General features: G+C 62.2%; 26 protein-coding genes. 10 read left to right on the top strand and 16 right to left on the bottom strand.

Annotated elements, in window-relative coordinates:
- Positions 1–16 precede the first annotated feature (16 nt).
- Positions 17–367 carry a PilZ domain-containing protein gene (locus AB7828_RS09050; RefSeq protein ID WP_068734400.1) on the bottom strand — a complete coding sequence of 117 codons (351 nt, stop codon included), beginning with the start codon at positions 365–367 and terminating at the stop codon, positions 17–19.
- A gap of 145 nt (positions 368–512) precedes the next feature.
- On the bottom strand, positions 513–1,448 hold the full coding sequence (locus tag AB7828_RS09045; RefSeq protein ID WP_439083249.1) for a glycine/sarcosine/betaine reductase selenoprotein B family protein: 936 nt from the start codon (positions 1,446–1,448) through the stop codon (positions 513–515).
- 90 nt (positions 1,449–1,538) lie between these two features.
- Here AB7828_RS09045 and AB7828_RS09040 point away from each other — a divergent pair, with 90 nt between their 5' ends.
- From AB7828_RS09040 to tsaA, 5 genes are all read left to right on the top strand, one after another.
- A complete protein-coding gene (locus AB7828_RS09040) occupies positions 1,539–2,510 on the top strand; it encodes a transglycosylase SLT domain-containing protein (RefSeq protein ID WP_414716944.1) in 972 nt (323 codons plus the stop codon).
- Between the two features lie 91 nt (positions 2,511–2,601).
- Positions 2,602–3,336, top strand: coding sequence for an AzlC family ABC transporter permease (locus tag AB7828_RS09035; RefSeq protein WP_441229968.1), 735 nt, complete (start codon positions 2,602–2,604; stop codon positions 3,334–3,336).
- Positions 3,333–3,677 (top strand): AzlD domain-containing protein, encoded by a 345-nt coding sequence (locus tag AB7828_RS09030; protein ID WP_441229967.1) that lies wholly within the window; start codon positions 3,333–3,335, stop codon positions 3,675–3,677. Before AB7828_RS09035 ends, AB7828_RS09030 begins: the two co-directional genes overlap by 4 nt.
- A gap of 90 nt (positions 3,678–3,767) precedes the next feature.
- Positions 3,768–4,754, top strand: coding sequence for a Bug family tripartite tricarboxylate transporter substrate binding protein (locus AB7828_RS09025; protein WP_439064186.1), 987 nt, complete (start codon positions 3,768–3,770; stop codon positions 4,752–4,754).
- Between the two features lie 15 nt (positions 4,755–4,769).
- Positions 4,770–5,261 (top strand): tRNA (N6-threonylcarbamoyladenosine(37)-N6)-methyltransferase TrmO, encoded by a 492-nt coding sequence (tsaA, locus tag AB7828_RS09020; RefSeq protein ID WP_092144388.1) that lies wholly within the window; start codon positions 4,770–4,772, stop codon positions 5,259–5,261.
- 172 nt (positions 5,262–5,433) lie between these two features.
- Here the strand turns inward: tsaA and AB7828_RS09015 are convergent, their stop codons facing one another.
- From AB7828_RS09015 to AB7828_RS09000, 4 genes are all read right to left on the bottom strand, one after another.
- Complete coding sequence (locus AB7828_RS09015; RefSeq protein WP_184517779.1) at positions 5,434–5,865, bottom strand: HIT family protein; 432 nt, start codon at positions 5,863–5,865, stop codon at positions 5,434–5,436.
- A gap of 71 nt (positions 5,866–5,936) precedes the next feature.
- Positions 5,937–7,172, bottom strand: coding sequence for a GNAT family N-acetyltransferase (locus tag AB7828_RS09010; RefSeq protein WP_441229966.1), 1,236 nt, complete (start codon positions 7,170–7,172; stop codon positions 5,937–5,939).
- Between the two features lie 197 nt (positions 7,173–7,369).
- A complete protein-coding gene (locus AB7828_RS09005; RefSeq protein WP_441229965.1) occupies positions 7,370–8,116 on the bottom strand; it encodes a glycerophosphodiester phosphodiesterase in 747 nt (248 codons plus the stop codon).
- Positions 8,117–8,143: 27 nt separating this feature from the next.
- A complete protein-coding gene (locus tag AB7828_RS09000) occupies positions 8,144–8,611 on the bottom strand; it encodes a RidA family protein (RefSeq protein ID WP_120292021.1) in 468 nt (155 codons plus the stop codon).
- Between the two features lie 251 nt (positions 8,612–8,862).
- On the opposite strand from AB7828_RS09000, the gene AB7828_RS08995 reads away from it, so the two are divergent.
- Entirely contained in the window at positions 8,863–9,738 is an 876-nt protein-coding gene (locus tag AB7828_RS08995; RefSeq protein WP_175368455.1) for a cell envelope integrity EipB family protein, read from the top strand.
- A 170-nt stretch (positions 9,739–9,908) separates the two neighbouring features.
- Here the strand turns inward: AB7828_RS08995 and AB7828_RS08990 are convergent, their stop codons facing one another.
- Positions 9,909–11,288, bottom strand: coding sequence for a malonyl-CoA decarboxylase (locus AB7828_RS08990; protein WP_093761301.1), 1,380 nt, complete (start codon positions 11,286–11,288; stop codon positions 9,909–9,911).
- Between the two features lie 174 nt (positions 11,289–11,462).
- On the opposite strand from AB7828_RS08990, the gene AB7828_RS08985 reads away from it, so the two are divergent.
- Positions 11,463–12,449, top strand: coding sequence for an ABC transporter substrate-binding protein (locus AB7828_RS08985; protein WP_441229964.1), 987 nt, complete (start codon positions 11,463–11,465; stop codon positions 12,447–12,449).
- Between the two features lie 201 nt (positions 12,450–12,650).
- Here the strand turns inward: AB7828_RS08985 and AB7828_RS08980 are convergent, their stop codons facing one another.
- A complete protein-coding gene (locus tag AB7828_RS08980) occupies positions 12,651–13,652 on the bottom strand; it encodes a flavin reductase (RefSeq protein WP_439058779.1) in 1,002 nt (333 codons plus the stop codon).
- Between the two features lie 140 nt (positions 13,653–13,792).
- Between AB7828_RS08980 and AB7828_RS08975 the strand changes: the two genes are divergently transcribed.
- Positions 13,793–14,839, top strand: a complete 1,047-nt coding sequence (locus AB7828_RS08975) for a peptidase M29 (RefSeq protein ID WP_439058777.1) — start codon at positions 13,793–13,795, stop codon at positions 14,837–14,839.
- 28 nt (positions 14,840–14,867) lie between these two features.
- On the opposite strand, the gene AB7828_RS08970 is transcribed toward AB7828_RS08975, so the two are convergent.
- The 6 genes from AB7828_RS08970 to AB7828_RS08945 all read right to left on the bottom strand — a co-directional run bounded on the left by AB7828_RS08970 (position 14,868) and on the right by AB7828_RS08945 (position 21,933).
- Positions 14,868–18,023 carry an efflux RND transporter permease subunit gene (locus AB7828_RS08970; protein WP_441229963.1) on the bottom strand — a complete coding sequence of 1,052 codons (3,156 nt, stop codon included), beginning with the start codon at positions 18,021–18,023 and terminating at the stop codon, positions 14,868–14,870.
- Positions 18,020–19,426, bottom strand: a complete 1,407-nt coding sequence (locus AB7828_RS08965) for an efflux RND transporter periplasmic adaptor subunit (RefSeq protein WP_441229962.1) — start codon at positions 19,424–19,426, stop codon at positions 18,020–18,022. Before AB7828_RS08965 ends, AB7828_RS08970 begins: the two co-directional genes overlap by 4 nt.
- A complete protein-coding gene (locus tag AB7828_RS08960; RefSeq protein ID WP_441229961.1) occupies positions 19,423–19,830 on the bottom strand; it encodes a FixH family protein in 408 nt (135 codons plus the stop codon). The genes AB7828_RS08965 and AB7828_RS08960 overlap by 4 nt, the downstream gene beginning before the upstream one ends.
- 92 nt (positions 19,831–19,922) lie before the next feature.
- Positions 19,923–20,276, bottom strand: coding sequence for a hypothetical protein (locus tag AB7828_RS08955; protein WP_441229960.1), 354 nt, complete (start codon positions 20,274–20,276; stop codon positions 19,923–19,925).
- A gap of 71 nt (positions 20,277–20,347) precedes the next feature.
- Positions 20,348–21,643, bottom strand: a complete 1,296-nt coding sequence (locus tag AB7828_RS08950) for a DNA polymerase IV (protein WP_120292041.1) — start codon at positions 21,641–21,643, stop codon at positions 20,348–20,350.
- On the bottom strand, positions 21,640–21,933 hold the full coding sequence (locus AB7828_RS08945; RefSeq protein ID WP_120292043.1) for a DUF3572 domain-containing protein: 294 nt from the start codon (positions 21,931–21,933) through the stop codon (positions 21,640–21,642). The genes AB7828_RS08950 and AB7828_RS08945 overlap by 4 nt, the downstream gene beginning before the upstream one ends.
- Positions 21,934–22,154: 221 nt before the next feature.
- Here AB7828_RS08945 and AB7828_RS08940 point away from each other — a divergent pair, with 221 nt between their 5' ends.
- Together AB7828_RS08940 and AB7828_RS08935 are read left to right on the top strand one after the other, a co-directional pair.
- Positions 22,155–22,520 carry a response regulator gene (locus tag AB7828_RS08940; protein WP_068732379.1) on the top strand — a complete coding sequence of 122 codons (366 nt, stop codon included), beginning with the start codon at positions 22,155–22,157 and terminating at the stop codon, positions 22,518–22,520.
- Positions 22,521–22,530: 10 nt separating this feature from the next.
- Positions 22,531–23,904, top strand: coding sequence for a PleD family two-component system response regulator (locus AB7828_RS08935; RefSeq protein WP_089263751.1), 1,374 nt, complete (start codon positions 22,531–22,533; stop codon positions 23,902–23,904).
- A gap of 7 nt (positions 23,905–23,911) precedes the next feature.
- Here the strand turns inward: AB7828_RS08935 and AB7828_RS08930 are convergent, their stop codons facing one another.
- Positions 23,912–24,685 (bottom strand): hypothetical protein, encoded by a 774-nt coding sequence (locus tag AB7828_RS08930; protein WP_441229959.1) that lies wholly within the window; start codon positions 24,683–24,685, stop codon positions 23,912–23,914.
- Positions 24,686–24,947: 262 nt separating this feature from the next.
- The gene (rpmG, locus tag AB7828_RS08925) at positions 24,948–25,115 is read right to left on the bottom strand and encodes a 50S ribosomal protein L33 (protein WP_068732385.1); all 168 of its coding nucleotides are present in this window, start codon (positions 25,113–25,115) and stop codon (positions 24,948–24,950) included.
- Positions 25,116–25,147 lie beyond the last annotated feature (32 nt).

The raw sequence follows: 25,147 nt of genomic DNA, 5'->3' as shown, positions 1-25,147 counted from the left end.
TATTTGGCCAAACGCCTTACTGCCCCAGCAGTTTCTGAATCTGCTTTTGCAGTTCGCGCTTTTTCTTCTCGCTCTTGCGCAGGCGCTCTTCGATGTCGGAGCTTTCCTTGCTCTCCACCGGCGGATCGGTGAAGGCGACGCCGACGATGTTGTCGCGCCACCAGACGATCCTGGCGAGGAACGAACGGCCCTTTCGCGCGATGTTGAGCGTCAGCTCATCCTTTGGCAGTCGCGCGCCGCTTCCAAATTCGATGCGGGCGCCATCCTCGGAAATGTCGCGCACGACACATTCCTTGGCCTTCTGGTCCTTGGACGCGACGGCACCGTAGATCACCTTGTCCCTGACGTTCTTGCGCCGCTCGTCCATGTCTTGAGGTCCCCTGAGGTTGCAGGCGGGGACTGTACGCAGTTCCATCCGCCGGGGAAGGCTTTCGCGCGGATTGAGCGGATTTAACGTAAACCAAAGTTAAGGGCGATCGCCGAAAGACGGGGTGATCGGCCTCAGGGCGGGCTCAGGCCGCCGTCTCGCGTAATCCGCGGGCGATGTCCTTCTGCTTGTCGAATTCGGCCCGGCGGCGCGCCAGTTCCTCGGCGCTGAGCAGGGCGACATTGTTGTAGTCGCGCTTCCAGATGGCATCGCTGGCCCAGCGCTGCGGCGACTGCAGGGTCGTTTGCGGACCCACGGCGGATTCCAGCAGGCGCAGGGCCAATTCTAGGGTTTGCGCCTGCGAGGCCTTGTCATGCGGCTTGCCGGCGGAATTGCCCAGGGGGAAGTCGCTGAACAGAAAACGGGGCACTGCAGCGTGTTCGACAATGTCCTTGGCGCAGCCCGTTACCACGGTGGCAATGCCATTGGCCTCCAGCTCGCGGGCGACGAGACTGATGGTCTGGTGGCAGACCGGGCAATTCGGCACCAGGACGGCGACATCGACACCATCGGCCTTGGCGCGCTTGACGATCTCCGGCGCATCGGTCTCAAGGGTCACGCGGTGGCTGCGATTGGTTGGTGCGCCATAGAAGCGCGGCGCGACCTCGCCGATGCGTCCGGATGCCGCGAGTGCGCGTAGCGCGGGCAGGGGAAACCAGGTGCCGCTGTCGTCCGCCCTCGTGTGCACGCGATCATAGGCGATGTGCGAGATGCGCAGGTCATGATCGACCGACGTATCGCCGTCATAGACCTGATAGAATTTGGCGCCGCCGTTATAGAGCGCGCCCGGACCCTGATCGCCCTTGGCGGGATCGAAGGGCGCTGCGGTGGTGACGATGGCGACGCGCGACTGCGCCAGCGGCTTCTTCAGCGGCTGGAACGGCGTGTCGATGTGATGCGCCCAGCGATAGGGAACGTCATAGCCGATCGCCTGATAATAGGCGCGGGTGCGCGCCATATACTGGATCGGAACATCGTCGTCGCTGGCAAAGCCGGATGTGTCGTCGCGCGCGTCGGCCATTGTTTGCACTCCCGCTTTTGCCGTCTTTCATTCATAGCTAGCTGCTGGGGTCCCGCTGTCAAGGCGCGGGGAATCCGCGCGGGATAAGGCATGGCGTTCGGAAGCATCATCGGCCGGATAATTTGCCTCGCGGCGCTGTTGCTTGCGCCGGTCGCGGGCGTGCGCGCCGAGGAGCTCCCGATCAGCGAACTGGCGAAGCCCGGCGCGGACCGGATGCTGCCAATGGCGACTCCGGAAAAGCCTAATCTGGCGCGGGACAGTGGTGCCCGCGAGTCGATGTGTCTGATGATCGAGTCTGCAGCGCGAGCCAACGACCTGCCGCTGGAATTCTTCGCCCGTGTGATCTGGCAGGAAAGCCGGTTTCAGCCCGATGCCGTCGGTCCCGTGACGCGCAATGGCCAGCGCGCACAGGGCATCGCGCAATTCATGCCGGGCACGGCCAATGAGCGGCGTCTGCTCGATCCGTTCGATCCGGTGCAGGCACTGCCGAAATCGGCGGAGTTTCTCAGCGAGCTGCGCAACCAGTTCGGTAATCTCGGCCTCGCGGCTGCGGCCTATAATGCAGGACCACGCCGCGTGCAGGACTGGCTCGACGGCAAGGGATACATGCCCGGCGAGACCCGCAACTACGTCTCCGCGATCACCGGGGCGACGGTCGAGGACTGGCAGGCTGCGGGCCGTAACGGCAAGACGCCGCCGCGTGCCGCGACGTCGAGCTGCCGTGAATTGATGGCACTCCTGCAGCGCGCGCCCAATCCCTTCGTTACGCAACTGGAAGCGCGCGTGAAGCTCGGCGAAGCACGGCCATGGGGTGTGCAACTGGCGGCAGGCTTCAATCGTGACCGTGCTCTGATGTCCTACGCGCGTGTGATGCTGCGCTTGCGCACGGTGGTCGGCGAACGCGATCCCAACCTGCTGAGTTCGCTGTTCCGAAGCCGCGGCACGCGAACCTTCTATCAGGTGAGGATCGGGACCGACACGCGTGACGAGGCCAACGATCTCTGCGGCAAGATCCGCCGGGCCGGGCAAGGCTGTCTGGTGCTGCGTAACGGCAGAGCGTGACTGCTGGCACCCCATGCATTGGCGCCTCTTGACGCCGGCGGCTTTCGGCAGCCTATGACAGGCCGGATCAACCAAGAAGAAACAAACACACGTGTCGCTTCCTGCACTGGATTCACCGAGATGGCAGGGCAGTGCGGCGGCCTTCCTTTACGGCATGCGGTCGATCACCACGACCATCCTGACGCTGGTCTTGTTCGCGACCTATATCGGCATCGGCGCGCTGGCCCATGACACGCATTTCAGCCTGTTCTGGGCGCTCGCCAGCACATTGTTCGTCTGGGCCGGTCCCGCACAGATTATTCTTCTCGTCGCGCTCGGCTCCGGCGCCACGGTCATTCAGGCGGCGCTCGCGGTGACTGTGAGCGCGATCCGTCTGTTTCCCATGGTGGTGTCGGTGCTTCCGATGCTGCGCATGCCGGAGACCAAAAAGCGGCAACTGATCTTGCCGTCGCATTTCATCGCAGTGACGCTGTGGGTGGAATGCTTCCGGTTGATGCCGCTGGTCCCGCGCGAGCGACGCATCGCCTTCGTCAACGGGCTCGGCCTTGGACTTGTGTTGTCGTCGCTGACCGCGACCTTCATCGGCTATCACCTCGCGGCCAATCTGCCGCCGCTGTTCGGCGCGGCGATCCTGTTGCTGACGCCGCTGGCATTTCTGCTGTCGACGGCGCGCAACTGCAAGCAGCTCGCCGATATCGTGGCGCTCGTGCTAGGTCTCGCGCTGTTTCCTGTCGTGTCGCTCTTCAACACCGGCGTCGATATTCTGATCTCCGGCGTCTCGGCCGGGACGATCGCCTATGGCGTGCATCGCTGGAGGCGGCGATGAGCGACTTCATCGGCGACTGGCACGCGCTCTTTGTGCTGCTCCTGGCGGGTTTCCTCCCCAATGAGGTCTGGCGCATGCTTGGCCTGTGGCTCGGCGGCGGCGTCGACGAAGAGTCCGAGATCCTGATCTGGGTGAGGGCGGTGGCCACCGCGATCCTCGCCGGTGTCATTGCGCAAATTCTTGTCGTGCCGCCCGGCGCGCTGGCGAGTATTCCGCCGCCGTTGCGCTATGGCGCGGTGGCTGTCGGCCTCGTCGTCTTCGTTGCTTTCAGGCGTTCGATCTTTCTCGGCGTCGCATGCGGCGAGCTGGTGATGGTCACCGGCAAATACATCCTCGGTTGATAGACGACAGCGTCAGGCTGTATCGGCCTTGTATGACTGCGTGAACGCGATAGTCTCCGCTCAACTTAAAAATAGGGGTTGGGAGACGATATGAGATTGCGCGCAAGTTCTGCCTTGATAACCGGCATCGTCATCGCTGCGCTGGGTTTTGCCGCGCCGCTCGCCCGTGCGGCGGAATATCCGACGCGCACGATCAAGCTCGTGGTGCCTTATGCAGCCGGCGGGCCGACCGATGTGCTCGCGCGTCTCGTGGCGGATTATCTCGGCCGCGATCTCAAGCAGACGACGATCGTCGAGAACAAGCCGGGCGCGCAGGGCGCCATCGCCGCCGAAATGGTGACGCGTGCAGAGCCCGATGGCTACACGCTGTTTGTCACGGCCGCGTCCATCATGGTGCTCAATCCGCTGCTCTACAAAAAGCTGTCCTACGATCCGCAGAAAGATCTGCGGATGCTGACGGTGGTGACCGATCTGCCCGTCGTGATGGAAGTGCATCCGTCCGTGCCGGCCAAGACGGTGAAGGAATTCGTGGCCTACGCGAAGGCCAATCCGGGCAAGCTGAATTTCGGCTCGGCCGGCACCGGTGGCACCATTCATCTCGCAGGTGAGATGTTCAAGCAGATCGCCGGCGTCGAGATGACCCATGTGCCCTACAAGGGGGCGGGACCGGCGCTGACCGATCTCCTCTCCGGCAATATCCAGGTGATGTTCGACACGCTCTCTACGGCGTTGCCGCCGGTGAAGGCCGGGTTGCTGCGGCCGCTCGGCGTCAGTTCGAAAGAACGCAGTCCCGATCTCCCCGACGTGCCGACCGTCATCGAGAGCGGCTACCCCGATTATCAGGTCGGCGTCTGGTTCGGTCTGGCGGGATCGTCGAAACTGCCGGACGATGTCGTCAAGACCGTGATGGCCAGCATGGATCGCGCCCTGAACGACAACACCTTCCGTGCCTCGCTGGAAAAGATCGGCTTCCCGGTGCTGCGACCGAAGACGGTCAAGGAGATCAACGAATTCGTTGACGAGGACCGGGCGCGGTGGTCGAAGGTGATCAAGGCGCAGAACATCTCGCTGGATTGATCAGAATGGTGGGCAATGGTTCGTGAAAGTGAAATCCGCGCCGGCGAACTCGCCGTCGATGCACCGAAGCCGAACCATGCGGGCCTCGTCTATATCGGGCGCATCCGCACGCCTTGGACGTCGCGGCTGGAAACGCCGCGGCAGGGCCGCCATGACGGCCCGGTGTGCCGGCTCGAGATCTTCGAGCCGTGGGTGCCGGGGCTGAAAGACCTCGACCTCTACAAGCATCTCGAAGTGATCTACTGGCTGCATCTGTCGCGCCGCGACCTGGTGCTGCAGAGCCCCAAGAACGACGGCAATGCGCGCGGCATCTTCTCGCTGCGCACGCCGGTGCGGCCAAACCCGCTCGGCACATCCATGGTGAAGCTGGTGGGGATCGAGGGATCGACCGTGCTGGTGCGCGGGCTGGATTGTCTGGACGAGACGCCGCTGCTGGACGTGAAACCCGACCGCTGCGAGTTCACACCGCTGGCGCCGCCGCAGCCGGGCGACTTTCAGACGGAGTAGTTTCCCTCGCCCCGCTTGCGGGGAGAGGGTGGATCGAACGCACGGAGTGCGTTCGAGACGGGTGAGGGGGAGCCAGTGAGTGAAACACTGGCTCCCCCTCACCCGAAGCCTTCGCTATCGCGCAGGCTTCGACCTCTCCCCGCAAGCGGGGCGAGGTAAGACAGGCGACGATCTACCCAACCGCTGCCAGTGCCGCGATCAGTTTCGTCGCGTTGTCTTCCAGCACTTTCGGGTCTTCCTTGCGCGATGCCGGCGGCAGCAGGCCGACATTGTCGTGGCGCGGCATCACATGCATGTGCAGGTGAAACACCACCTGGCCGCCGGCGGCTTCCGAATACTGTGCGACGGTCATGCCGTCGGCCTTGAAGGCCTGTTTGCAGGCGGCGGCGATCTTGTGGGCGGCGCGGATCACATGGGCGTAATCGTCCGGCGTGATGTCGAAGATGTTGCGCGCGGGTGCCTTCGGGATCACCAGCGTATGGCCGGGGGAGCGCGGCATGATGTCGAGGAACGCCAGCACGTGGTCGTTCTCATAGACCTTGTAGCAGGGGAATTCGCCGCGCAGGATCTTGGCGAAGATGTTGTTCGGGTCATACGCGGTCATGGAATCCTCCGGAGAATTTCGGCGCAAATTTGGGCGACTGTCGCCGCCAGAGGGGAGCCGGTCAAGACGGCTTAATCCTGCTCGTCGCCCTTCCGGAACGGGCCGGCTTCGGTCAAGTCGCGGACAGCCTCGGCGACATATTCGCGCTCGCGCTGAAGATATTCGCCGACGGCCTGACGCAGTCCGCGATCGGCGATGTAATGCGCCGAATAGGTGGTTTGCGGCAGATAGCCCCGTGCGATCTTGTGTTCGCCTTGCGCGCCGGCCTCGACGGTCTTCAACCCGCGGCGGATGGCGAAGTCGATGGCCTGATAGTAGCAGACCTCGAAATGCAGGAACGGGTGATGCTCGATGGCGCCCCAGTGGCGGCCGAACAGCGTGTCCGAACCAATGAAATTGATGGCGCCGGCGATCCACCTGCCATCGCGCCTGGCCATGATCAGCGCGACATCGTTGCTCATGCTCTCGGCGATCAGCGCATAGAACTCACGCGTGAGATAGGGGCGTCCCCATTTGCGCGAGCCGGTCTCCATGTAGAAGGCGAAGAACGCGTCCCACGCATCCTCGGTGATCTCGCTGCCGGTGAGGGGGTGGATGGTGATGCCATTGGCCAGCGCATCGCGGCGCTCGCGCTTGATCGCCTTGCGATGGCGCGAATTCAGGGTTGCCAGGAAATCGTCGAAGGTGCTGTAGCCGTCATTGCGGAAATGAAACTGCTGGTCGGTCCGCTGCAGAAAGCCGCGCGCGGCGAGAAATTGCCATTCGCTCTCGCGCGCGAAAGTGACATGGACAGACGATGCATCGGTGGCCTCGCAGAGACCGACGAGGCCGCCGGCCAGCGCCGCGCCGACGCGTTCCACATCGACGCCGTCGCGGATCAGCAGGCGCGGGCCGGTGGCGGGCGTGAACGGAACCGAGGCCTGCAGCTTCGGGTAATATTGCCCGCCGGCGCGCTCATAGGCATCGGCCCAGCCGCGGTCAAACACGTATTCGCCCTGCGAGTGCGATTTCAGATAACAGGGCACGACACCGACGATGCGGCCATCACTCTTGGCGATCAGATGGCGCGGTCCCCAGCCGGTGCGGGCGCAGGCCGAATTCGACTTCTCGACGGCCGTGAAAAAGGCATGGGACACGAACGGGTTGTAATTGGCTTTCGAGGCGCAACCATTGGCCGCCGGGGCCAGCGTATCGAGGCTCTCAATGCCAGCGAGATCGGCATGACCGGTGGCGCAGGCATCCCAATCCATGGCCGGAATCTGGCTGATGGACGCCACTGCTTCGAGCGTAATTTCCGATGACGTCATCAATCACTTGAACCGGTCATATGCGATCAACCGTCGCGGTGACCGCTCCTAAGATTGTGCATCGCGCCGGACAGTTCAAGTCCCACTCCGTCATGCCCGGGCTTGTCCCGGGCACCCACGTCTTGGTCACAAGCGCCGTAAGCAAGAGAGGCGTGGATGGCCGGGACAAGCCCGGCCATGACGGCGTTCTTTTCAATTTACGGCACAAAGCCTTCGAACGTCATCTGGTCGGCATAGCGGGCCGTGATGGCGCGCTGTTCCGGCGTGCGCACGGTCCAGGTCAGGAGCGCACAGCCGAACAGGTTGCGGGCGATCCAGGGCGCCGGGGTCGGCAGTTCCTTGACCCAGTAGGAGACGAAATGCGGTCGGGTGCGGAAGGCGTGGCGGAGATGGCGCATGCCGTCGCGCTGGGCCTGCGTCAGCGTCAGCCATTCGCCGTCGTCATAGGTGCGCTGGGCGGTGATACCGCGCGGGATCTCGGGGGCGATTTCGCGCATCGCAAGAACCTGATCGGGATCGAACGACATCCAGGCAACCGGTCCGCGATAGGTTTTGAGAATCTCGGCGACGCGGGTGACCAGTTTGCGGTCGCCGTCGAAATGGCTCTTGATCTCGATCACGAGCCCGACGCGGCCATCGATCAGAGCGAGCAGATCGCCGAGCGTCATCATGCGCTCCGGCGTGTCCTTGAAGGCAATTTTCTTGAGTTCGGTGGAGGTCTTCGCGCGCAAGGGGCCGGAGCCCTCGGTCAGGCGGCCGAGTTCATCGTCATGATGCACCATCGCCTCGCCGTCGGCGGTGAGCTGGACATCGGTCTCGATGCTGAAATTGCCTGATATGGCGGCGTGCATGGCGCCGGGCATGTTCTCGACAATGCCGCGGGCAGGGTCGTGCAGGCCACGATGCGCGACCGGCCGGGCGATGAGCCAGTCAGGTGCGCGCATCGGGATTGTCCTTGAATGCGTCCTGGATCAGATGACTTCGAACACTGCATCGACCTCGACCGCGCAATCGGCGGGCAGCGAGGCGACACCGACAGCGGCGCGGGAATGGCGGCCCTTGTCGCCGAAGGCTGCGACCATCAGATCCGAGGCGCCGTTGATGACGGTCGGTGCGTCGATGAAATCCGGCGTCGAATTGACGAAGCCGCCGAGGCGGACGACGCGTGCAACCTTGTCGAGATCGCCGAGGGCAGCCTTGACCTGAGCGAGCAGGTTGATCGCGCAAACGCGGGCGGCATTGACGCCCTGTTCGATGGTCACGCTGGCGCCGAGCTTGCCCTTGGCGATCAGCTGGCCGTTCGCGTCCTTGCAGATCTGACCGGAGACGAACAGCAGATTGCCCGTGCGGACGAAGCCGACATAATTCGCCACGGGGCTGATGGGCTCGTGAAGCTTGACCCCCAGATCCGCAAGTTTCTGCTCGACAGTGCCTGCCATTATGATTCCCCAAATGATTGATGAAGTGCCCGAACAAAACTCCCCAAAGGGTTCAGGCACCGTCTGTTTCACCCATACCGCGTCGCCGCGCAAGTGACGATCCGGCGACGCCGGGCCGCCCCGCAATAGTGCGGTTCTGGCAAGATTTGCTGCAGAATGTGGCATTTGCGCAGTGCGAATCCGGCGCGGCCGTAGTTGCGACGCAATAGGACGCTCTCTATTGTTGTAGTTCCAGAATCCAGGGAAAACCCATGCGCCGCATTTCCTCCGTTTCGCGATTCCAGGCTGCCTCGCTGGCACTGACCATGGCGGCCTTTGCGGCGCCGGTGTCGGCATTCGCGGCTCCGCCTGCTGCGGGCACGCCGTTCGTGGCGCATCAGGCGCTGTATGAGCTGAAGCTGTTGAAGTCGCGCGGCAATGCCAGCGTCAACAGCGCCAGCGGCCGCATCCTCTATAACTTTACCGGCAGCGCCTGCGAAGGCTACACGTCGGATTTCCGTCAGGTCTCGGAGCTCAACAGCGGCGAGGACAAGACCACGCTGAGCGATCTGCGCTCCACCAGCTGGGAAGCCGGCGACGGCAAGAGTTATCGGTTCAAGATCGACACCCGCATGAATGATGGCGATGCCAGCGCCGTTGACGGCATGGCGGAGCGGGAGGGCGATCACGTCACCGTCAAGCTGAAGCAGCCGGTGGCGAAGACCTTCACGCTGGAGGGCTCCACCGTATTTCCGACCGAGCAGATCCACCGCATCATCGCCGCCGCACGCGAAGGCAAGTCGGTGCTGGAACTGAATGTCTATGACGGGTCGGATACAGGCGAGAAAGTCTACAGCACGCTCACGGTGATCGGGCAGGCGATCCCGGGGGATCGCAAGGTCAACGAGCCCGATCCCTCGACCGGCGATGACGGCATGAAGAAGCTGACGCGCTGGCCGGTCACCGTCAGCTATTACGACAAATCGGCCAAATCGTCCGACGGCGGCGAGCAGACCCCGGTCTATGCGATGTCATTTGAACTCTATGAGAACGGCGTCTCGCGGTCGCTGATGCTGGACTACAATGACTTCGTCATCGGCGGCGCCATGAGCAAGTTCAATGTGAAGGACAGCAAGCCTTGTAAGTGAGGGATGCCCCTCGCCCCGCTTGCGGGGAGAGGGTGGCGTGGACGAAGTCCGCGACGGGTGAGGGGGACTCTCCGAGAGCTGAGCAGGTGGAGAGTCCCCCTCACCCGACTTCCACGCGCTTCGCGCGTTTCAGTCGACCTCTCCCCGCAAGCGGGGAGAGGTGAAGTTCGTCACTCCGCCCGCGACAACCGCATGCTGTCCAGCAAACGCAGGCCACCGCCGCTTTCACTCTTCAGCAGCTTCTTCACCGCGCTCGATGCCGCGATCTCGTAATGGTCGGCATAGGCTTCGTGGTTCTTCTCGATATCGTCGAGACGATACAGATAGTTCACCATCAGACTGGCGGACTCGCGCAGGCCCTTGGCTGAGGTGTCGCCGAGCCAGTCGATGCGCTCGAGCCGTGCGCCATTGCCGAGATGGAAGCGGGCAACGGAATCGATCGGGCCGCCGCGTGGGCTCTTGGCTCTCAGGAAGTAATGCGCGGCGAGCTGCTCCATCACCGGTTTGAGCTGCGCCGTCAGTGCCGTGTCGTTGACCCATAGCGGATCGGCGAGCATGTCGACCAGCGCTTGATCCTCATTGGACAGGTTGAGGTCATCGGCCTTCTTGAGCCACTTCATGAAACCCGGCACCGGCGACAGTGTCACGAACGTATCGAGCTTCGGCAATTCGCGGCGCAGTTCCTCGACCACCTGCTTGATCAGGAAGTTGCCGAACGAAATGCCGCCGAGACCGCGTTGGCAGTTGGAGATCGAATAGAACACCGCGGTGCGCGCGCGCTCGATCGGCACCGGCTGGCGATCGACGGCGAGCAGCGGCGCGATGGCGCCCGGAATGGTTTCGGTGAGGGCGACCTCGACGAAGATCAGCGGTTCATCGACAAGGGCAGGGTGGAAGAACGCGTAGCAGCGGCGATCGACGGGATCGATGCGGCGGCGCAGATCGTCCCAGTCGTGGATCTCATGCACCGCTTCATATTTGATGACTTTTTCGAGCACATTGGCGGGCGTGGACCAGTCGATCTTGCGCAGCACCAGAAATCCCCTGTTGAACCACGATGCCAAGAGATGAACGACGTCGCGATCGACGGCGTTGAGGTCTTTGTTACCATTCTTCAGATCGAGAAGATCTTCACGCATCTTCACGAGTTCGCTCGTCGCGTTCGGCGCGCGGTTCAGCCGGCGAAACAGTTCCTGCCGCTGCGGTTCGGATGCGAAATGCAATTCGCCGGAGACGTCGCCGGTCGGCTTGGCACGCCATGCTTCGATGGCCTTCTCAAGCTTGTCACGATCGGGACCGTAATTCTGTGCGAGGTTTTCGAAGAAGGTGAGGCGACCGGCCTCGTCGAGACTCTTGTAGCGATCGAGCACGCCGCGCGCGAGGACCGTGCCGGACGCTTCGCCGCGTCCTGACAACAGCTCCGTACAGAGTTCGATCAAGTCCGATGCGTTCTGTTTGGGATCGACAGATGCGGGACCGAGCCGCAGCAGAGTGCGTCCGCGTTCCGAGATGGATGCGAGGAGATCGGAGAAGAAGGAGTCATTGCTCATGGTGAATCAATTCCCGGGCTGGCAGTCCAACCAGTCTGCTTCAATATAGCCCATAGCGAGGCATATTGCGCGATCATTTGAAGCATGAAACAATTGTGAGTGGGGAGCGCTTCGGCAAGAGAATTGCATTCGTTTCTGACTGCGGCCGGATCGCTGAAAACAGAGGAATTCAGGATGAAGCGGATCGCATCGAAGCGTGGCGTTGTGGCGGCTCTGGCACTCGGAGCGTTGCTGAGCAGTGGCTCGGCATTTGCCCAACAAACCATCAAGGTTGGCTGGACCATCCCGGCCGAAGAATCCAAATACTGGATGATGAAGCGTCCGCAGGAATTCGCGGATCTCGGCAAGAAATACAATATCGAGTGGGTGCAGTTTCAGGGCACCGCGCCGATGACGCAGGCACTCGCGGCCGGCGCGCTGGATTGCGCGACGCAATCGGTGCTGGCACTGGCGCAGGGCGTGCAGAGCGGCAACCTCAAGGCTTCGATCGTTGCGCAGCACGTGTTCGAAAAACCGGGCAGCTTCTCGGTCTATTGGGCGGTAAAGGACGACTCGCCGATCAAGACCATCGCCGACCTCAAGGGGAAGACGATGTCGATCAACACGCTCGGCTCCGGCATCTATGGCCCGATGGCGATCTTGCTGAAGCAGGCCGGCCTCGATCCGGCCAAGGACGTCAAGCTGGTTGAAGTCGGCTTCGCGCTCTCGGAAGAAGCGCTGCGTTCGGGCCGCGTCGATTCCGCCGTGATGAACCAGCCTTTCGCCGCGCGCATGGAAGCCAAGGGCGGCACCCGCAAGCTGTTCTCGCTGTCGCAGCAGCAGGACGGCATCGTGCATATTCTCGAAGCGTGCCGTGCGGACTTCATCGAGAAGAATCCGGAACTGGCCAAAATGTATGTGCGCGATCTGACGCTGGGCATGCAGAAGGCGCTGGCCAACCGCGACGAAACGCTGAAGGTCGTCAATGAAGTGATGAAGGCGCCGATCCCGGTGCTGGAAACCTACCTGTTGAAGGATAACGACTTCGCACGCGACCCCGGCGCCGCGCCGAATTTCGATACGATCCAGAAGATGCTCGACACCTATGTCGAATCCGGAATGCTGCCGAAGAAGCTCGACGTCTCCGAGCTGAAGGGCAAGGTCGTCGCGCCGATCAAGTAACGGCGTCGCTCACTTACAAACAATGACACTCTCTCCGTCATGCCCGGCCTTGCGCCGGGCATTTTCGTTTGCTCGAGCCTTTCCGCCGTCATTGCGAGGAGCGAAGCGACGCGGCAATCCAGTTCTTTATTTGAAGAGAGACTGGATTGCTTCGTCGCAAGGGCTCCTCGCAATGACGGAGGAGACAAGCAGTGATTGTTGCTATTCGCTCGTCGCGTCCGACATGCCGCTGTCGATCAGGAGATCCAGCGTGTATTTGATGGTCGCGCGCTCGTCGTCGCTGAAGCGGCTCAGCAGCTCTGTCTCATGTTCGAGCGCCGCCTTCTGCACCGGCTTGACGCGTGCGCGACCCTTTGCGGTCAGGTAGAGCGTGACGCGGCGCCGATCGTTCGAGGTGCTCTTGCGCTTCAAGAGATCGTCACGCTCCATGCGGTCGAGCACTTTCGTCAGGCCCGGCTGCTTCATCAGCGCCATTGCGGCGAGCTCGCCGACCGACAGGCCCTCGACATCGGCGAGGCAGGCCAATACGCGCCATTCCGGCACCGTGAGCTCCCATTCCTTCAGCCGCGCGTGAAACGAGCTGGACACGTTGAAGCTGGCGCGCGCCAGGAGATAGGACAGGTAGCTGCGCGCAAAACTGTTGCTGGCCAGAGCCGGCGCACGTGGCTGTGCCTTGTCGATGCGGCGGAGTTGTCCGGAGTGGAAGACGAGGGGGTCGTGATTGCGCTCGACGAAGTGCACGACTTCGCCGACGAGGATCGTATGGTCGCCGCCGGGATAGCGCGCCCAGGTCTTGCATTCGAAGATCGGTGCGAGGCCCTCGATCAGCGGTGCACCGCTGATGCCCGGCGCATGGGCGATATCAGCAAACTTGTCGGAGCCGCGACGGCCGAAGCGCATCGCGAGTTCGCCATGATCGGCACCGAGAAAATGAATGGCGAAGGCATCGGCTTCGACGAAGGGATCGTGGCTCGGCGAAGATTTCGCGACGCTCCACAGCACCAGCGGCGGATCGAGCGAGACCGACGAGAAGGAGTTCGCGGTCATGCCGACAGGATGGTCGCCATTGGTGGCGGTGACGACGGTGACGCCGGTCGGGAATTGGCCCAGCGCCTGACGGAAGGTGGCGGGGTTGACCGCCTGCGCCTTGTCCGGGAGCTTGTTATCCGCGACCTTGTCCTGCGCCGTCTTGTCAAACGCCATGGAATTCGCCGCTCCGCGACACCCGCGACTGCCCAAAATACAGCGCCGGATTGTCCTTCAAGATTAAAAATATTCCTTTTCATATAACATGACCGCGCCTATCATCCAACCATAATCGCTTTAAAACACGGAGAAACGGCATGCTGGCGGATCGCATCGAGGCGAAATGGATCGACGCATTCTGCGAGATCTTCGAACGCTGCGCGGTCAAGCCCGGCGACACTGCCGCCATCCTCTCCGAGACGCAATCGCGCGCGCTGAATGTGCACATTGCCGAATTGGCATTGCTGCGCATGGGCGCGCGGCCGTTCCACGTCGTGGTGCCGACGCCGCGCAACAAGCAGGTCGTGCCAATCCGCTCCACCGGCGCGTCCGAAGCGATCCAGCAGCTCGGGCCGGTTGTATCTGCGCTGCAGCAGGCCGGCTTCGTCGTCGACTGCACCATCGAAGGCCTGATGCATGCGAAGGAAACACCGGAGATCCTGAAGGCCGGCGCGCGCATTCTCGTGATCTCCAACGAGCATCCGGAAGCGCTCGAGCGCATGGTGCCGGACTCCGCGCTCGAGAAGCGCGTGCGCGCGGCGGCGAAGATGCTGCGCGGCACGAAGCACATGAAGGTGACGTCGAGGGCGGGCACTGATCTGGACGTCAACATGGAAGGCGCAGCCACCGTCGGCGTCTGGGGCTGGACCGACAAGCCGGGCACGCTGGCACATTGGCCGGGCGGCATCGTGGTGAGCTTCCCGAAGAGCAAGACCATCAATGGCACGGTGGTGATGGATGCAGGCGATATCAACCTGACCTTCAAGCGCTATCTGACGTCGCCGGTGCGGATGCTGTTCAAGGACGACTATCTCACCGAGCTGACGGGCGAGGGCGCCGACGCCGAGATGATGAAGCGCTATCTCGCCGCTTGGGGCGATCGCGAAGCTTACGCCGTGTCGCATGTCGGCTGGGGCATGAACCCCAATGCACGTTACGAGGCGCTGCAGATGTATGATCAACGCGACACCAACGGCACGGAAATCCGCGCAGTGGCCGGCAACTTCCTGTTCTCGACCGGCGCCAACGAATTTGCGGGCCGCTACACCGCGGGGCATTTCGATCTGCCGATCTTCAAGACCACAATCACGCTCGATGGTGTGGACGTGATCAAGGACGGCGTGGTGCAGGACGTGTTCGGCTGAGTCCGAACACGTCCCTCCAAGCTCCGGGCTATCTGGTTACGGGCACTATCCCTTTTGCCGAGATCAAGCCGGCCTGAGGCAGCCGATAGCCCTTAACAATTGCATAGATCGCCGGGATCACAATCAATGTCAGCAGCGTCGACGAGATCATGCCGCCGATCATCGGCACCGCGATGCGCTGCATGATCTCCGAGCCCGTGCCGGTGCTCCACATGATCGGCAGCAGGCCCGCCATGATGGCGACCACCGTCATCATCTTGGGACGGACGCGTTCGACGGCTCCTTCCATGATGGCGTCGTATAGGTCGTTGCGCGTCAGAGATCGTCCTTCAATGTCCCGTCGCGCCTGGATCGCGGTCAATGCCTGATTCAAATAGATCAGCATCACCACGCCGGTCTCGGCGGCAACGCCGGCCAGCGCAATGAAACCGACCACGACTGCAACCGACAGGTTGAAGCCGAGCCACCACATCAGCCAAAGGCCGCCGACCAGCGCGAACGGCAGCGACAGCATGACGATCATCGTTTCGGTGATCGACCGGAAGTTCAGGTACAGCAGCAGAAAGATGATCAACAGCGTTACCGGCACGACGATCTTCAGGCGCGCCGTCGCACGTTCGAGATATTCGTACTGGCCGCTCCACATCACGTAATAGCCAGGCGGAAATTGAATGGTTGCCTGGACCGCGTGCTGCGCGTCGGCCACGTAGCCGCCGAGGTCGCGGTCGCGGATGTCGACATAGATGTAGGTGGCCAACTGTCCGTTCTCTGTCCGGATCGACGTCGGCCCTCTCGCCAGCGCAATCCTGGCCACTTCGCCGAGTGGGACCGCGCCACCTCCGGGCATCGGCACCAGCACGTCACTGGCGATAGCTTGCGGGCTGTCTCTGAGGTCGCGGGGGTACCGCATGTTGACGGTGAAGCGTTGCCGGCCTTCCACGGTCGTCGTCACCGTCTGGCCGCCGAGCGCGGTTCCGATGACGTCCTGGACGTCCTGGATCATGATGCCGTAGCGCGCCAATGCCTCACGATCCGGGGTCACATCGAGGTAGTAGCCGCCGATGCCGCGCTCGGCATAGGCCGACGACGTGCCCGGCACCGCCTTGAGCACCTGCTCGATCTGCTTGGCAAGCCGATCGATCTCGACGAGGTCGGTGCCGATCACCTTCACGCCGATGGGCGTGCGGATGCCTGTCGACAGCATGTCGATGCGGGCCTTGATCGGCATGGTCCAGGCATTCGACACGCCCGGAAACTGCAGCGCCTTGTCCATCTCGGCGATCAGTCCATCGACCGTGAGACCGGATCGCCACTCTTCCTTCGGCTTGAGGTTAATGATTGTCTCGAACATTTCGGAGGGCGCCGGATCGGTCGCCGTGGCAGCGCGCCCCGCCTTGCCATAGACCGAAGCCACCTCCGGAAAAGACCGAATGATCCTGTCCTGCATCTGCAGCAGTTCTCCGGCCTTGGTGACGGAGATGCCCGGCAGCGTCGTCGGCATATACATGAGCGTGCCCTCGTTCAGACTGGGCATGAACTCGGTCCCGAGCTGACGAGCCGGCCAGACGCTCGCCGCGAGAACGGCGACTGCGAGCAGGACGACCAGCGTCTTTGCGCGCATCACAACGGTGATGACGGGCCGGTAGACCCAGATCAGGAAGCGGTTGATCGGATTCTTGTGTTCCGGAACGATCCGGCCGCGAACGAAGATGATCATCAGGGCCGGGACCAGCGTCACCGACAGGATGGCGGCGGCTGCCATCGAAAACGTCTTGGTGAACGCCAGAGGGCTGAACAGACGTCCTTCCTGGGATTCCAGCGTGAAGATCGGCATGAACGACACGGTGATGATCAACAGGCTGAAGAACAGTGCCGGGCCGACTTCGGAGGCTGCCTCGATCAGGACCTCGACACGTGATTTGCCGGGATCCGCGCGTTCGAGATGCTTGTGGGCGTTCTCGATCATGACGATGGCGGCATCGACCATGGCGCCGATGGCGATCGCGATGCCGCCGAGACTCATGATGTTGGAGCCAAGACCGAGCAGTTTCATGGCGCCGAACGCCATCAGCACGCCGACCGGCAGCATCAGGATCGCAACCAGGGCACTGCGGACATGCAGCAAGAACAAAATGCAGACGAGTGCGACGACAACGCTTTCCTCCAGCAATGTGTGCTTGAGCGTGGCGATGGCGGCGTTGATCAGGTTGGAGCGATCGTAGACCGGGACGATCTCGACGGAGTTCGGCAGACTGCTGGCGATCTCCTTGAAGCGCTTCTTGACGTTCTCGATGACGTCGAGCGCATTGACGCCGAAGCGTTGCAGCACGATACCGCTGGCGACTTCGCCTTCACCGTTGAGTTCGGTGATGCCGCGCCGCTCGTCGGGGCCCAGTTCGACGCGCGCGACATCGCGCAGCAGGACCGGCGTGCCGTTGTTGGTCTTGAGCACGACATTACCGAGGTCGTTGATCGACTTCAGATAGCCCTTGCCGCGGATGACATATTCGAATTCGGACAGCTCCACCGTGCGACCGCCGACATCGGCGTTGCTGGCGCGGATAGCGTCGCGCATCTTCTGCATGGTGATGCCGAGGTCGCGCATCCGAAGTGGATCGAGCACGACGTTGTATTGCTTGACGAAGCCACCGACGCTGGCGACTTCGGCGACGCCTTCGGCTTTGGCGAGCGCAAACTTCAGATTCCAGTCCTGGATCGCCCGTGTGTCGGCAAGGTTCAATTCCTTGGACATGATCGCGTATTGGTAGACCCAGCCGACGCCGGTGGCATCGGGGCCCATCGTTGGCGTGACGCCGGCGGGCAGGCGGGACGTGGCTCCGTTCAGGAATTCGAGAACGCGCGACCGGGCCCAGTAGATGTCGGTCCCGTCCTCGAAGATGACATAGACGAACGACACGCCGAAGAACGAGAACCCGCGCACCACTTTCGACTTCGGCACCGTGAGCATTGCCGTCGTCAACGGATAGGTGACCTGATCCTCGATCACCTGCGGCGCCTGACCGGGGTACTCGGTATAGACGATAACCTGCGTGTCGGAGAGATCCGGGATGGCGTCGAGCGGCAGATGCGCCAGCGCGTAGATGCCAGCGGCTGCGGCGAACCCTGTGCCGAACAACACCAGCAGCAGATTGCGCGCCGACCATGCGATGATGCGGGCGATCACTGTGGGCTCCTCGCGTCGGAAAAGCCCTTCAGCGCAGCCTTCAGGTTGCTTTCTGCATCGATCAGGAAATTAGCCGAAATGACGACTGGTTCGCCGTCTGCGACTCCCTCGCGGATTTCGACATAGCCGCCGCCGCGACGGCCGAGTCCGACGCTGCGCGGTTCGAAGCGCCCCTGTCCTTTGTCGATGAACACCGATTGCCGGGTGCCGGTGTCGATCACAGCGCTCTCCGGGACGGACACGACCGGATCCGCACCTCCGGTCTCGATCGAAGCGTCGATATACATGTCCGGTAGCAGAGCGAGATCGGCGTTTGTGAGTTCGATACGGACCCGTGTCGTCCGGGTCTCGCGATTGACCTGCGGGTAGATCACGTTGATCTTGCCAGCAAACTGCCTGCCGGAGAGGCTACGCGTCCGGACGTTCACCGGCTGTCCGACGGCGATGGCTCCAAGATCGCGCTCCGCGACATCGACCATTGCCCAGACGAGCGACGTGTCGGCGATACGAAAGAGGATGTCGCCGGGTTGCGCCCGCATCCCTTCGATGGCGTTGCGCTCAAGCACGATGCCGTCCCGCGGTGCGGCCCAGGCGATGGAGATCGGGACGATGCGGCTCTTCTCGATTTCGGCAATCACCGTGTCCGGAACGTCGAGATTCATGATCCGTTGACGGGACCCGCGCCCATACAGTCCATCGCCGCTCGTCGTCTTCGACGTAATGGTGGCGACGTATTCCGCCGCAGCGGACGAGATCGCCGGGCTGTAGATATCCATCAAGGGCTGCCCGCTGCGGACCTTCGTGCCGGTGGTGACATCGGCAACCTTCTGCACCCAGCTTTCCGCGCGCATCGAGATCACGGAGATGCGCCGCTCGTCGAGCTGGATCGTGCCGGGTGCGCGGATCTGCGTCCGGATCACGCGCTTGGCGGCTGGCTCGGACTTCACGCCCGTGCGCTGTATCTTGCCCGGAGAGAGCTTGACTGATCCATCGTCGGAATCGTCACCGTCGAACACCGGGATGTAATCCATCCCCATGGAGTCCTTCTTCGGCGTCAGCGACGTATCAGGAAGTCCCATCGGATTGCGGTAATACTTGATCTTACGCTCCGTACCCACCGAGTTCGGACCCGGCATCGGCTCGGCTACGATATCCTCGAAGTTGATGTCAGCGTTCGCCGGAACGGCGCGGTAGTTGCGGCCGTCCGGCGTTTTCTTCGGCGTTGACGAGTATGCGGGCTTCCCGTCCGGATCCTGATAGTAGATCGGCGCGCCGGCTTCCTGCGCATCGGCGGGGGTGACTACGGCGAGGGCGTGCGTCAACGGTCGCTGCGCGATGATGAATCCGCCTCCGGCCGCCGCGATGAACGCGGCGGCCGTGCCAGCTAAAACGGCGCGGTTCATTTCTGCGCCGTGATGACGAGCTTGTTCTCGACGGAGCCAGTTTCTCCCTGCACCTTGGCGCCGAGAGAAAGCTGCCAGCGACCGGCCATTCCGAAAGTGGCCTTGAACTTGTAGGTGCCGGGCTCGATCCCCGATACTGGCGTGACCTTGGTGGCCATCTCCTGCATGCCGTCAGGAGCCATGTCGAGACAGGATGCGAAAATGACGGCATCAGGCACAGGCTTGCCGGTCTTGGTGTTCATCAGGCGGACGGTGATGATCTTGTCGGGGCCGGCCTGTACGGACTGATCGACGAGTTCGAACGTGTAGTCCTTGATGTCAGCCAGTGCAGCCGTGCTTGCGCCGCCCAAAGCGATAGCGATCAACGCAGCCCCGAAGGCGCGCGGGGAGTTAGACGTCTTCATGGTTTGGTATCCTCGATTGAATCTGATGCCGCGAACGGCATTCGTCATCCGCGCGCCTGGAGGCACGCGGCAGCGACGGCGCTCAGCGCCGCTCAGATCGAAGTGCGAGGAGGGTGGTCCGGAGGGGGACGGTTGACGCCATCGGTCAGCGCGTCGTTCAGCAACGAGTGGTAGGTTCGGACGGCGTGGCGAACCGTCATGGGTGGCGCCAGGGAAGGCCCAGCCTGGGCGGTCTTCAACACGCAAATCGCGAGAAGGGGACAGTCCTGGCAATCCTTACTCTTCTGTTCGGATGGGCAGCAGGGCATGTCACCGGACATCGCCGACATGTCGGTCATCGTGGCCGACGGGCTCTTGGCAGCCGCCGGAGTCACCATTGGCGCCACCGACAGGCCGATGGTCACGAAGATCGCCAGAAAGAGTTTCAGGAGCCGACGAATATCCATATTCGACCATCTCACGGCCACCACAGCGTGGGAAGCCCGGGCACATCACAAGTTCGCAATCCCTATGGGGATTATGTCCTTGGCTTCTCCGGCCCGTCATAGGCAATGCCGCGGATCACCGCGGCACTGCCGAACTTCTTCCTGAGATCGTCCATCGCGCGTTCGGCATGCGATGAACGGCGGTCGAGCATGTTGTCGTCGCCGGCCTCGTTGCCGGGCTTGAGAGCGCTGACGCCAGTGCCGATCAGGCGAAAGGCCGTGCCGTCGATCTCCTTTGCCAGCATCTCGCGACTGATATCGAAGATACGCGCCGCCATTTGCGTCGGCGACTGGATCGACTGCGAGCGGGTGCGCTGGCGGAAATCCGCGGTCTTGAGTTTCAGTGTGACTGTGGTGCCGGACAATTCGCTGCTCTTCAGCCGCGACGAGACCTTCTCCGATAGTCGCCACAGAATCTTTTCCAGTGTGGCGTAGTCGCGGATGTCTTCGTTGAACGTCGTCTCGTTGGAAATCGTCTTGGCGCCGCGATCGGCGACGACGAGGCGATCGTCGATGCCGCGGGCGAGGCGCCACAGCCTGCGGCCTTCGCCGCCGAACTGTTTCATGAGGTCGGTCTCATCGGCGCGCTGTAGATCGCTGATCTTGCGAAAGCCGCGCTGCGAGAGTTTCTCCGCGGTCGCCGGGCCGACGCCGTAGATGAAGCTGACGGGCCTGTCGGCGAGCATGGCCACAGCGTCGTCCTGATCGAGCGTGGCGAAGCCGCGCGGCTTGTCGAGATCGCTGGCAATCTTGGCGAGAAACTTGTTCACCGACAGGCCGACAGAGACCGTGATGCCGACCTGGCGTTCGATATCGGCGGCGAATTTCGCCAGCACCTTGGCCGGGATCATGCCGTGGACGCGCTGCGTGCCTGAGAGATCGAGAAAGGCTTCGTCGATCGACAATGGTTCGACCAGCGGCGTCAGCGCCTGCATGGCATGGCGGACCTCGCGGCCGACGCGGACATATTTCGCCATGTCGGGCCGCACAACGACGGCGTCGGGGCAGAGATCGAGCGCCTTGAACATGGGCATCGCCGAGCGCACGCCAAAGGTGCGTGCGATGTAGCAGGCCGCGGACACCACGCCACGCTTGCCGCCGCCGATGATGACGGGCCGATCGACGATGTCGGGATTGTCGCGCTTCTCAACGGTGGCGTAGAACGCATCGCAGTCGATATGTGCCAGCGTCAGCGACGGCAGCGCGTGGTGTCGCACCAGGCGCGGTGACCCGCATGACGTGCAGCGCTTGACGCGTGCATCCAGATCGACAAAGCAATCCCGGCAGAAGCAGCGCGGTCCGCTCAGCTCTGCCGGAGAGGGGCTCACGTAAAGTCCTGCCCGCGGGGATCGAGCGCCTGTCGCGCGGCGGCGATCGTGGTGGGGTCCAGTTGCGACGACGCCGAAAACGCCTTCACGGTCTCGTCGTCGCGCAGCACGAAATCGAGCACGCTGACGAGGAACTGTGGATCCTTTGCAGCCGAGCGGAGGGTCTCCGGACCGATTCCGCTCTCGGACAGGAACAGGCCCAGCCGCTCGGGGTCACCGGCAACGAAGGACAGCGCCTGAATCGCAACGATTTCAGCGACTTCGCTGGGGTGGCGCTGGTTTTTTTTCATCACGCGTGTTTGCCTTTCCGTAACTTATCGTCTCTATTTTAAGTCATCATGCCCGAGTCACCGGGGCGATTCCAGTTGCAGGGATATGCGCGGTACACGGGCACTTCGGCGGGGTGGCCGAAGTGAATTTGGAAGTTCGCTTCGAACATCAATTGGCCGGTGACGCAGGGCAATCATGCTCCGCGAAACAAGAACGCTCGGGTTCTGGATTGGAGGGCGGGATGGCAAAAACCGTCCTGATCGTGGAGGACAACGAGCTCAACATGAAGCTCTTCCGTGACCTGCTGGAAGCCCATGGCTATCAGACAGTCGGCACGAGCAATGGCTATGAAGCGCTCGATCTTGTCCGCTCGCTCCGCCCCGATCTCATCCTCATGGATATTCAGCTACCGCAGGTCTCCGGTCTCGAAGTGACCGGCTGGATCAAGAAGGATCCTGCGATCAGCATGATCCCCGTCGTCGCCGTCACAGCCTTCGCCATGAAGGGCGACGAAGAACGTATCCGCGAAGGCGGCTGCGAAGCCTATTTATCAAAGCCCATTTCGGTCGGAAAATTTATCGAAACCGTGCGTCGGTTCATCGGTTAGGGAGTTCCCTATGTCAGCGCGTATTCTTGTCGTCGATGACATCCCCGCCAACGTGAAACTTCTGGAAGCCCGTCTCTCGGCGGAGTATTTCGACGTCATCACCGCGTCCAACGGCGCACAGGCGCTGGAAGTCTGCGCGCGTTCCGAATGCGATCTGATCCTGCTCGACGTCATGATGCCCGACATGGACGGCTTCGAAGTCTGCCGTCGCCTGAAAGCCAATCCGAAGACGCATTTCATTCCGGTGGTGATGGTCACCGCGCTGGATTCGCCCTCGGATCGCGTGCGCGGTCTGGAAGCCGGCGCCGATGACTTCCTCACCAAGCCCGTCGCCGATGCCGTGCTGGTGGCGCGCGTGCGCTCGCTGACGCGTCTGAAGATGATGACCGATGAGCTGCGCATGCGCGCCATCACCTCGCTGGAAATCGGCGTGCAGGCGCCCGAGCGCAGCGCCGTGTCTGATCTGGGTGTGGGCGGACGCATCCTGTTGGTCGACGATCGTCCGTCATCCTATGAGCGGCTGGCGCCCGTCCTGTCGGCGGAACACACCGTCGATGTCGAACCCAATCCGACCGAGGCGCTGTTTCATGCCGCCGAGGGCAATTACGATCTGCTCATTGTCTCGCTGAGCCTCGAGAATTACGACGGATTGCGGCTGTGCAGCCAGGCGCGTTCGCTGGAGCGCACGCGGCAGATTCCGATTCTCGCGATTGCTGATGCTGATAACAATCCGCGGCTGTTGCGTGGCCTTGAGATCGGCGTCAACGACTACCTCATGCGCCCGGTGGACAAGAACGAATTGTTGGCGCGTGCCCGCACGCAGGTCCGCCGCCGCCGTTACACCGATCATCTGCGCGATAACGTTCAGCACTCCATCGAAGCCGCGATCACAGATGGTCTGACTGGACTGCACAACCGCCGCTACATGGAAAGCCATCTGGAAACGCTCGCAGAGCAGGCGGCCACCCGCGGCAAGCCGCTGGCGCTGATGATGCTCGACATCGACTTCTTTAAGTCGATCAATGACAATCATGGCCATGATTGCGGTGACGACGTGTTGCGCGAATTCGCCGTGCGCATTCGCAAGTCGATCCGTGGCATCGATCTGGCCTGCCGTTACGGTGGCGAGGAATTCGTCATCGTCATGCCCGAGACCGACATGCATGTCGCCAGCATGGTGGCCGAGCGTCTGCGTCGTTCGATCGCGGGCGAGCCGTTCTCCATCGACAAAGGCAACAAGCGCATCGAGGTCACGATCTCGATCGGGTTGTCGACGCTGGAGAAGAAGGGCGAGCCCGTCGCCGACGTACTCAAGCGTGCCGACGTGGCGCTGTATCGCGCCAAGCATGACGGCCGCAACCGCGTGGTTGCGGCGGCCGCCTGAGTTACTATCAGAGCCGCGTTCGCGCTGACGGCTGCGACCATCGGGACGGCGGCGAGATCGGGCGCGATCCCGTATCGAAGGTCTGTGAGACCTGCCGGGACGAACAGAACGCCGGCCGTGTCATGCGTTCCCGCAGATAGGCGTCGGCTTCCTTGGTCGGCAATTCCTTGTCGATCACCAGCTTGTCGAGTGCGCAGGCAAGGGCATCGGCGCCGGGCTTGGTGCCCGTCGCATCGCAGGTCCAGCCGGCGACAAATACCACGTTCGTGTCGAAGCGTGAGCTGAAGGCTAGGCACTGTTTCCAGCGACCATCGGCCTCGATGCGCATTTCAACGGCATGGTAGGGACCGTAGCGCGTCTCGAGATCGAAATGCCCGGCGAGCGGCCGGAAATTGAGATCAGTGAGCAAGCCGTTGCTCAGCACACCCATGCCCGGCGACGTCATTCCGCTGCCACGGCTCGGGAATGTGATCGCCAGCGCCAAGTCCGTCGTGCGATTTTGCAGCGTACCATAGCGCAGGATGTCGATCCGCGCCTTCGATGCGCGCGAAACGATGTCGGTGCTCACGGGAAGTCTGGCGATACTCCCGTCTGCAATCCTGAAAGCGGGCTTGTCATCGATGATCCGGGTTCGGTTGTGCCACTGCCAGATCAAGGCGAGGGCGATGATCCCGAAAACGATCATTCCGAAGAAATAGAATGCGTAGCGGACGGCGATGCCTGCCATGGACACGGCGGAGGTGAGCTGGCCAGCCGTCGTGTCTGTGTCGCGAAAAGACAAGGGTCGCTCCCGATGCAAATCAATTGCGTCGAATGATACCGACTTGTCGCACGAAATGACGTGAATACCGTTTCAATCGCAGGCTTCATGCCCGCCATAGTTGTGGCAGGGTAAACACGATACTGCACGCATCGCTAAAATTGAAACGATTGAGCTCGGCTTCTTACTTAACCTCGCCCCGCGCGTTGCGCGGGAGAGGTCAAAAGAAAACGGGGCCCGATAAGGGCCCCGTTCAAAATCCGTCAGCAGCTGTAATCAGCGCTTACTTGATCTTGGCTTCCTTGAATTCGACGTGCTTGCGCGCGACCGGATCGTACTTCTTCTTGACCATCTTGTCGGTCATGGTGCGCGAATTCTTCTTGGCGGTGTAGTAGAAGCCGGTGTCCGCGGTGGAAACGAGCTTGACCTTGATGGTGACCGCTTTGGCCATGGCAGAACCTCTGAATGTCGGGAATCGGGTGA

Source organism: Tardiphaga sp. 215_C5_N2_1 (assembly GCF_052076055.1).
Taxonomy (GTDB): Bacteria; Pseudomonadota; Alphaproteobacteria; order Rhizobiales; family Xanthobacteraceae; genus Tardiphaga; species Tardiphaga robiniae.
Note: the sequence above shows the minus strand (reverse complement) of the source record. Positions and strands in the feature narration are given on the sequence as shown.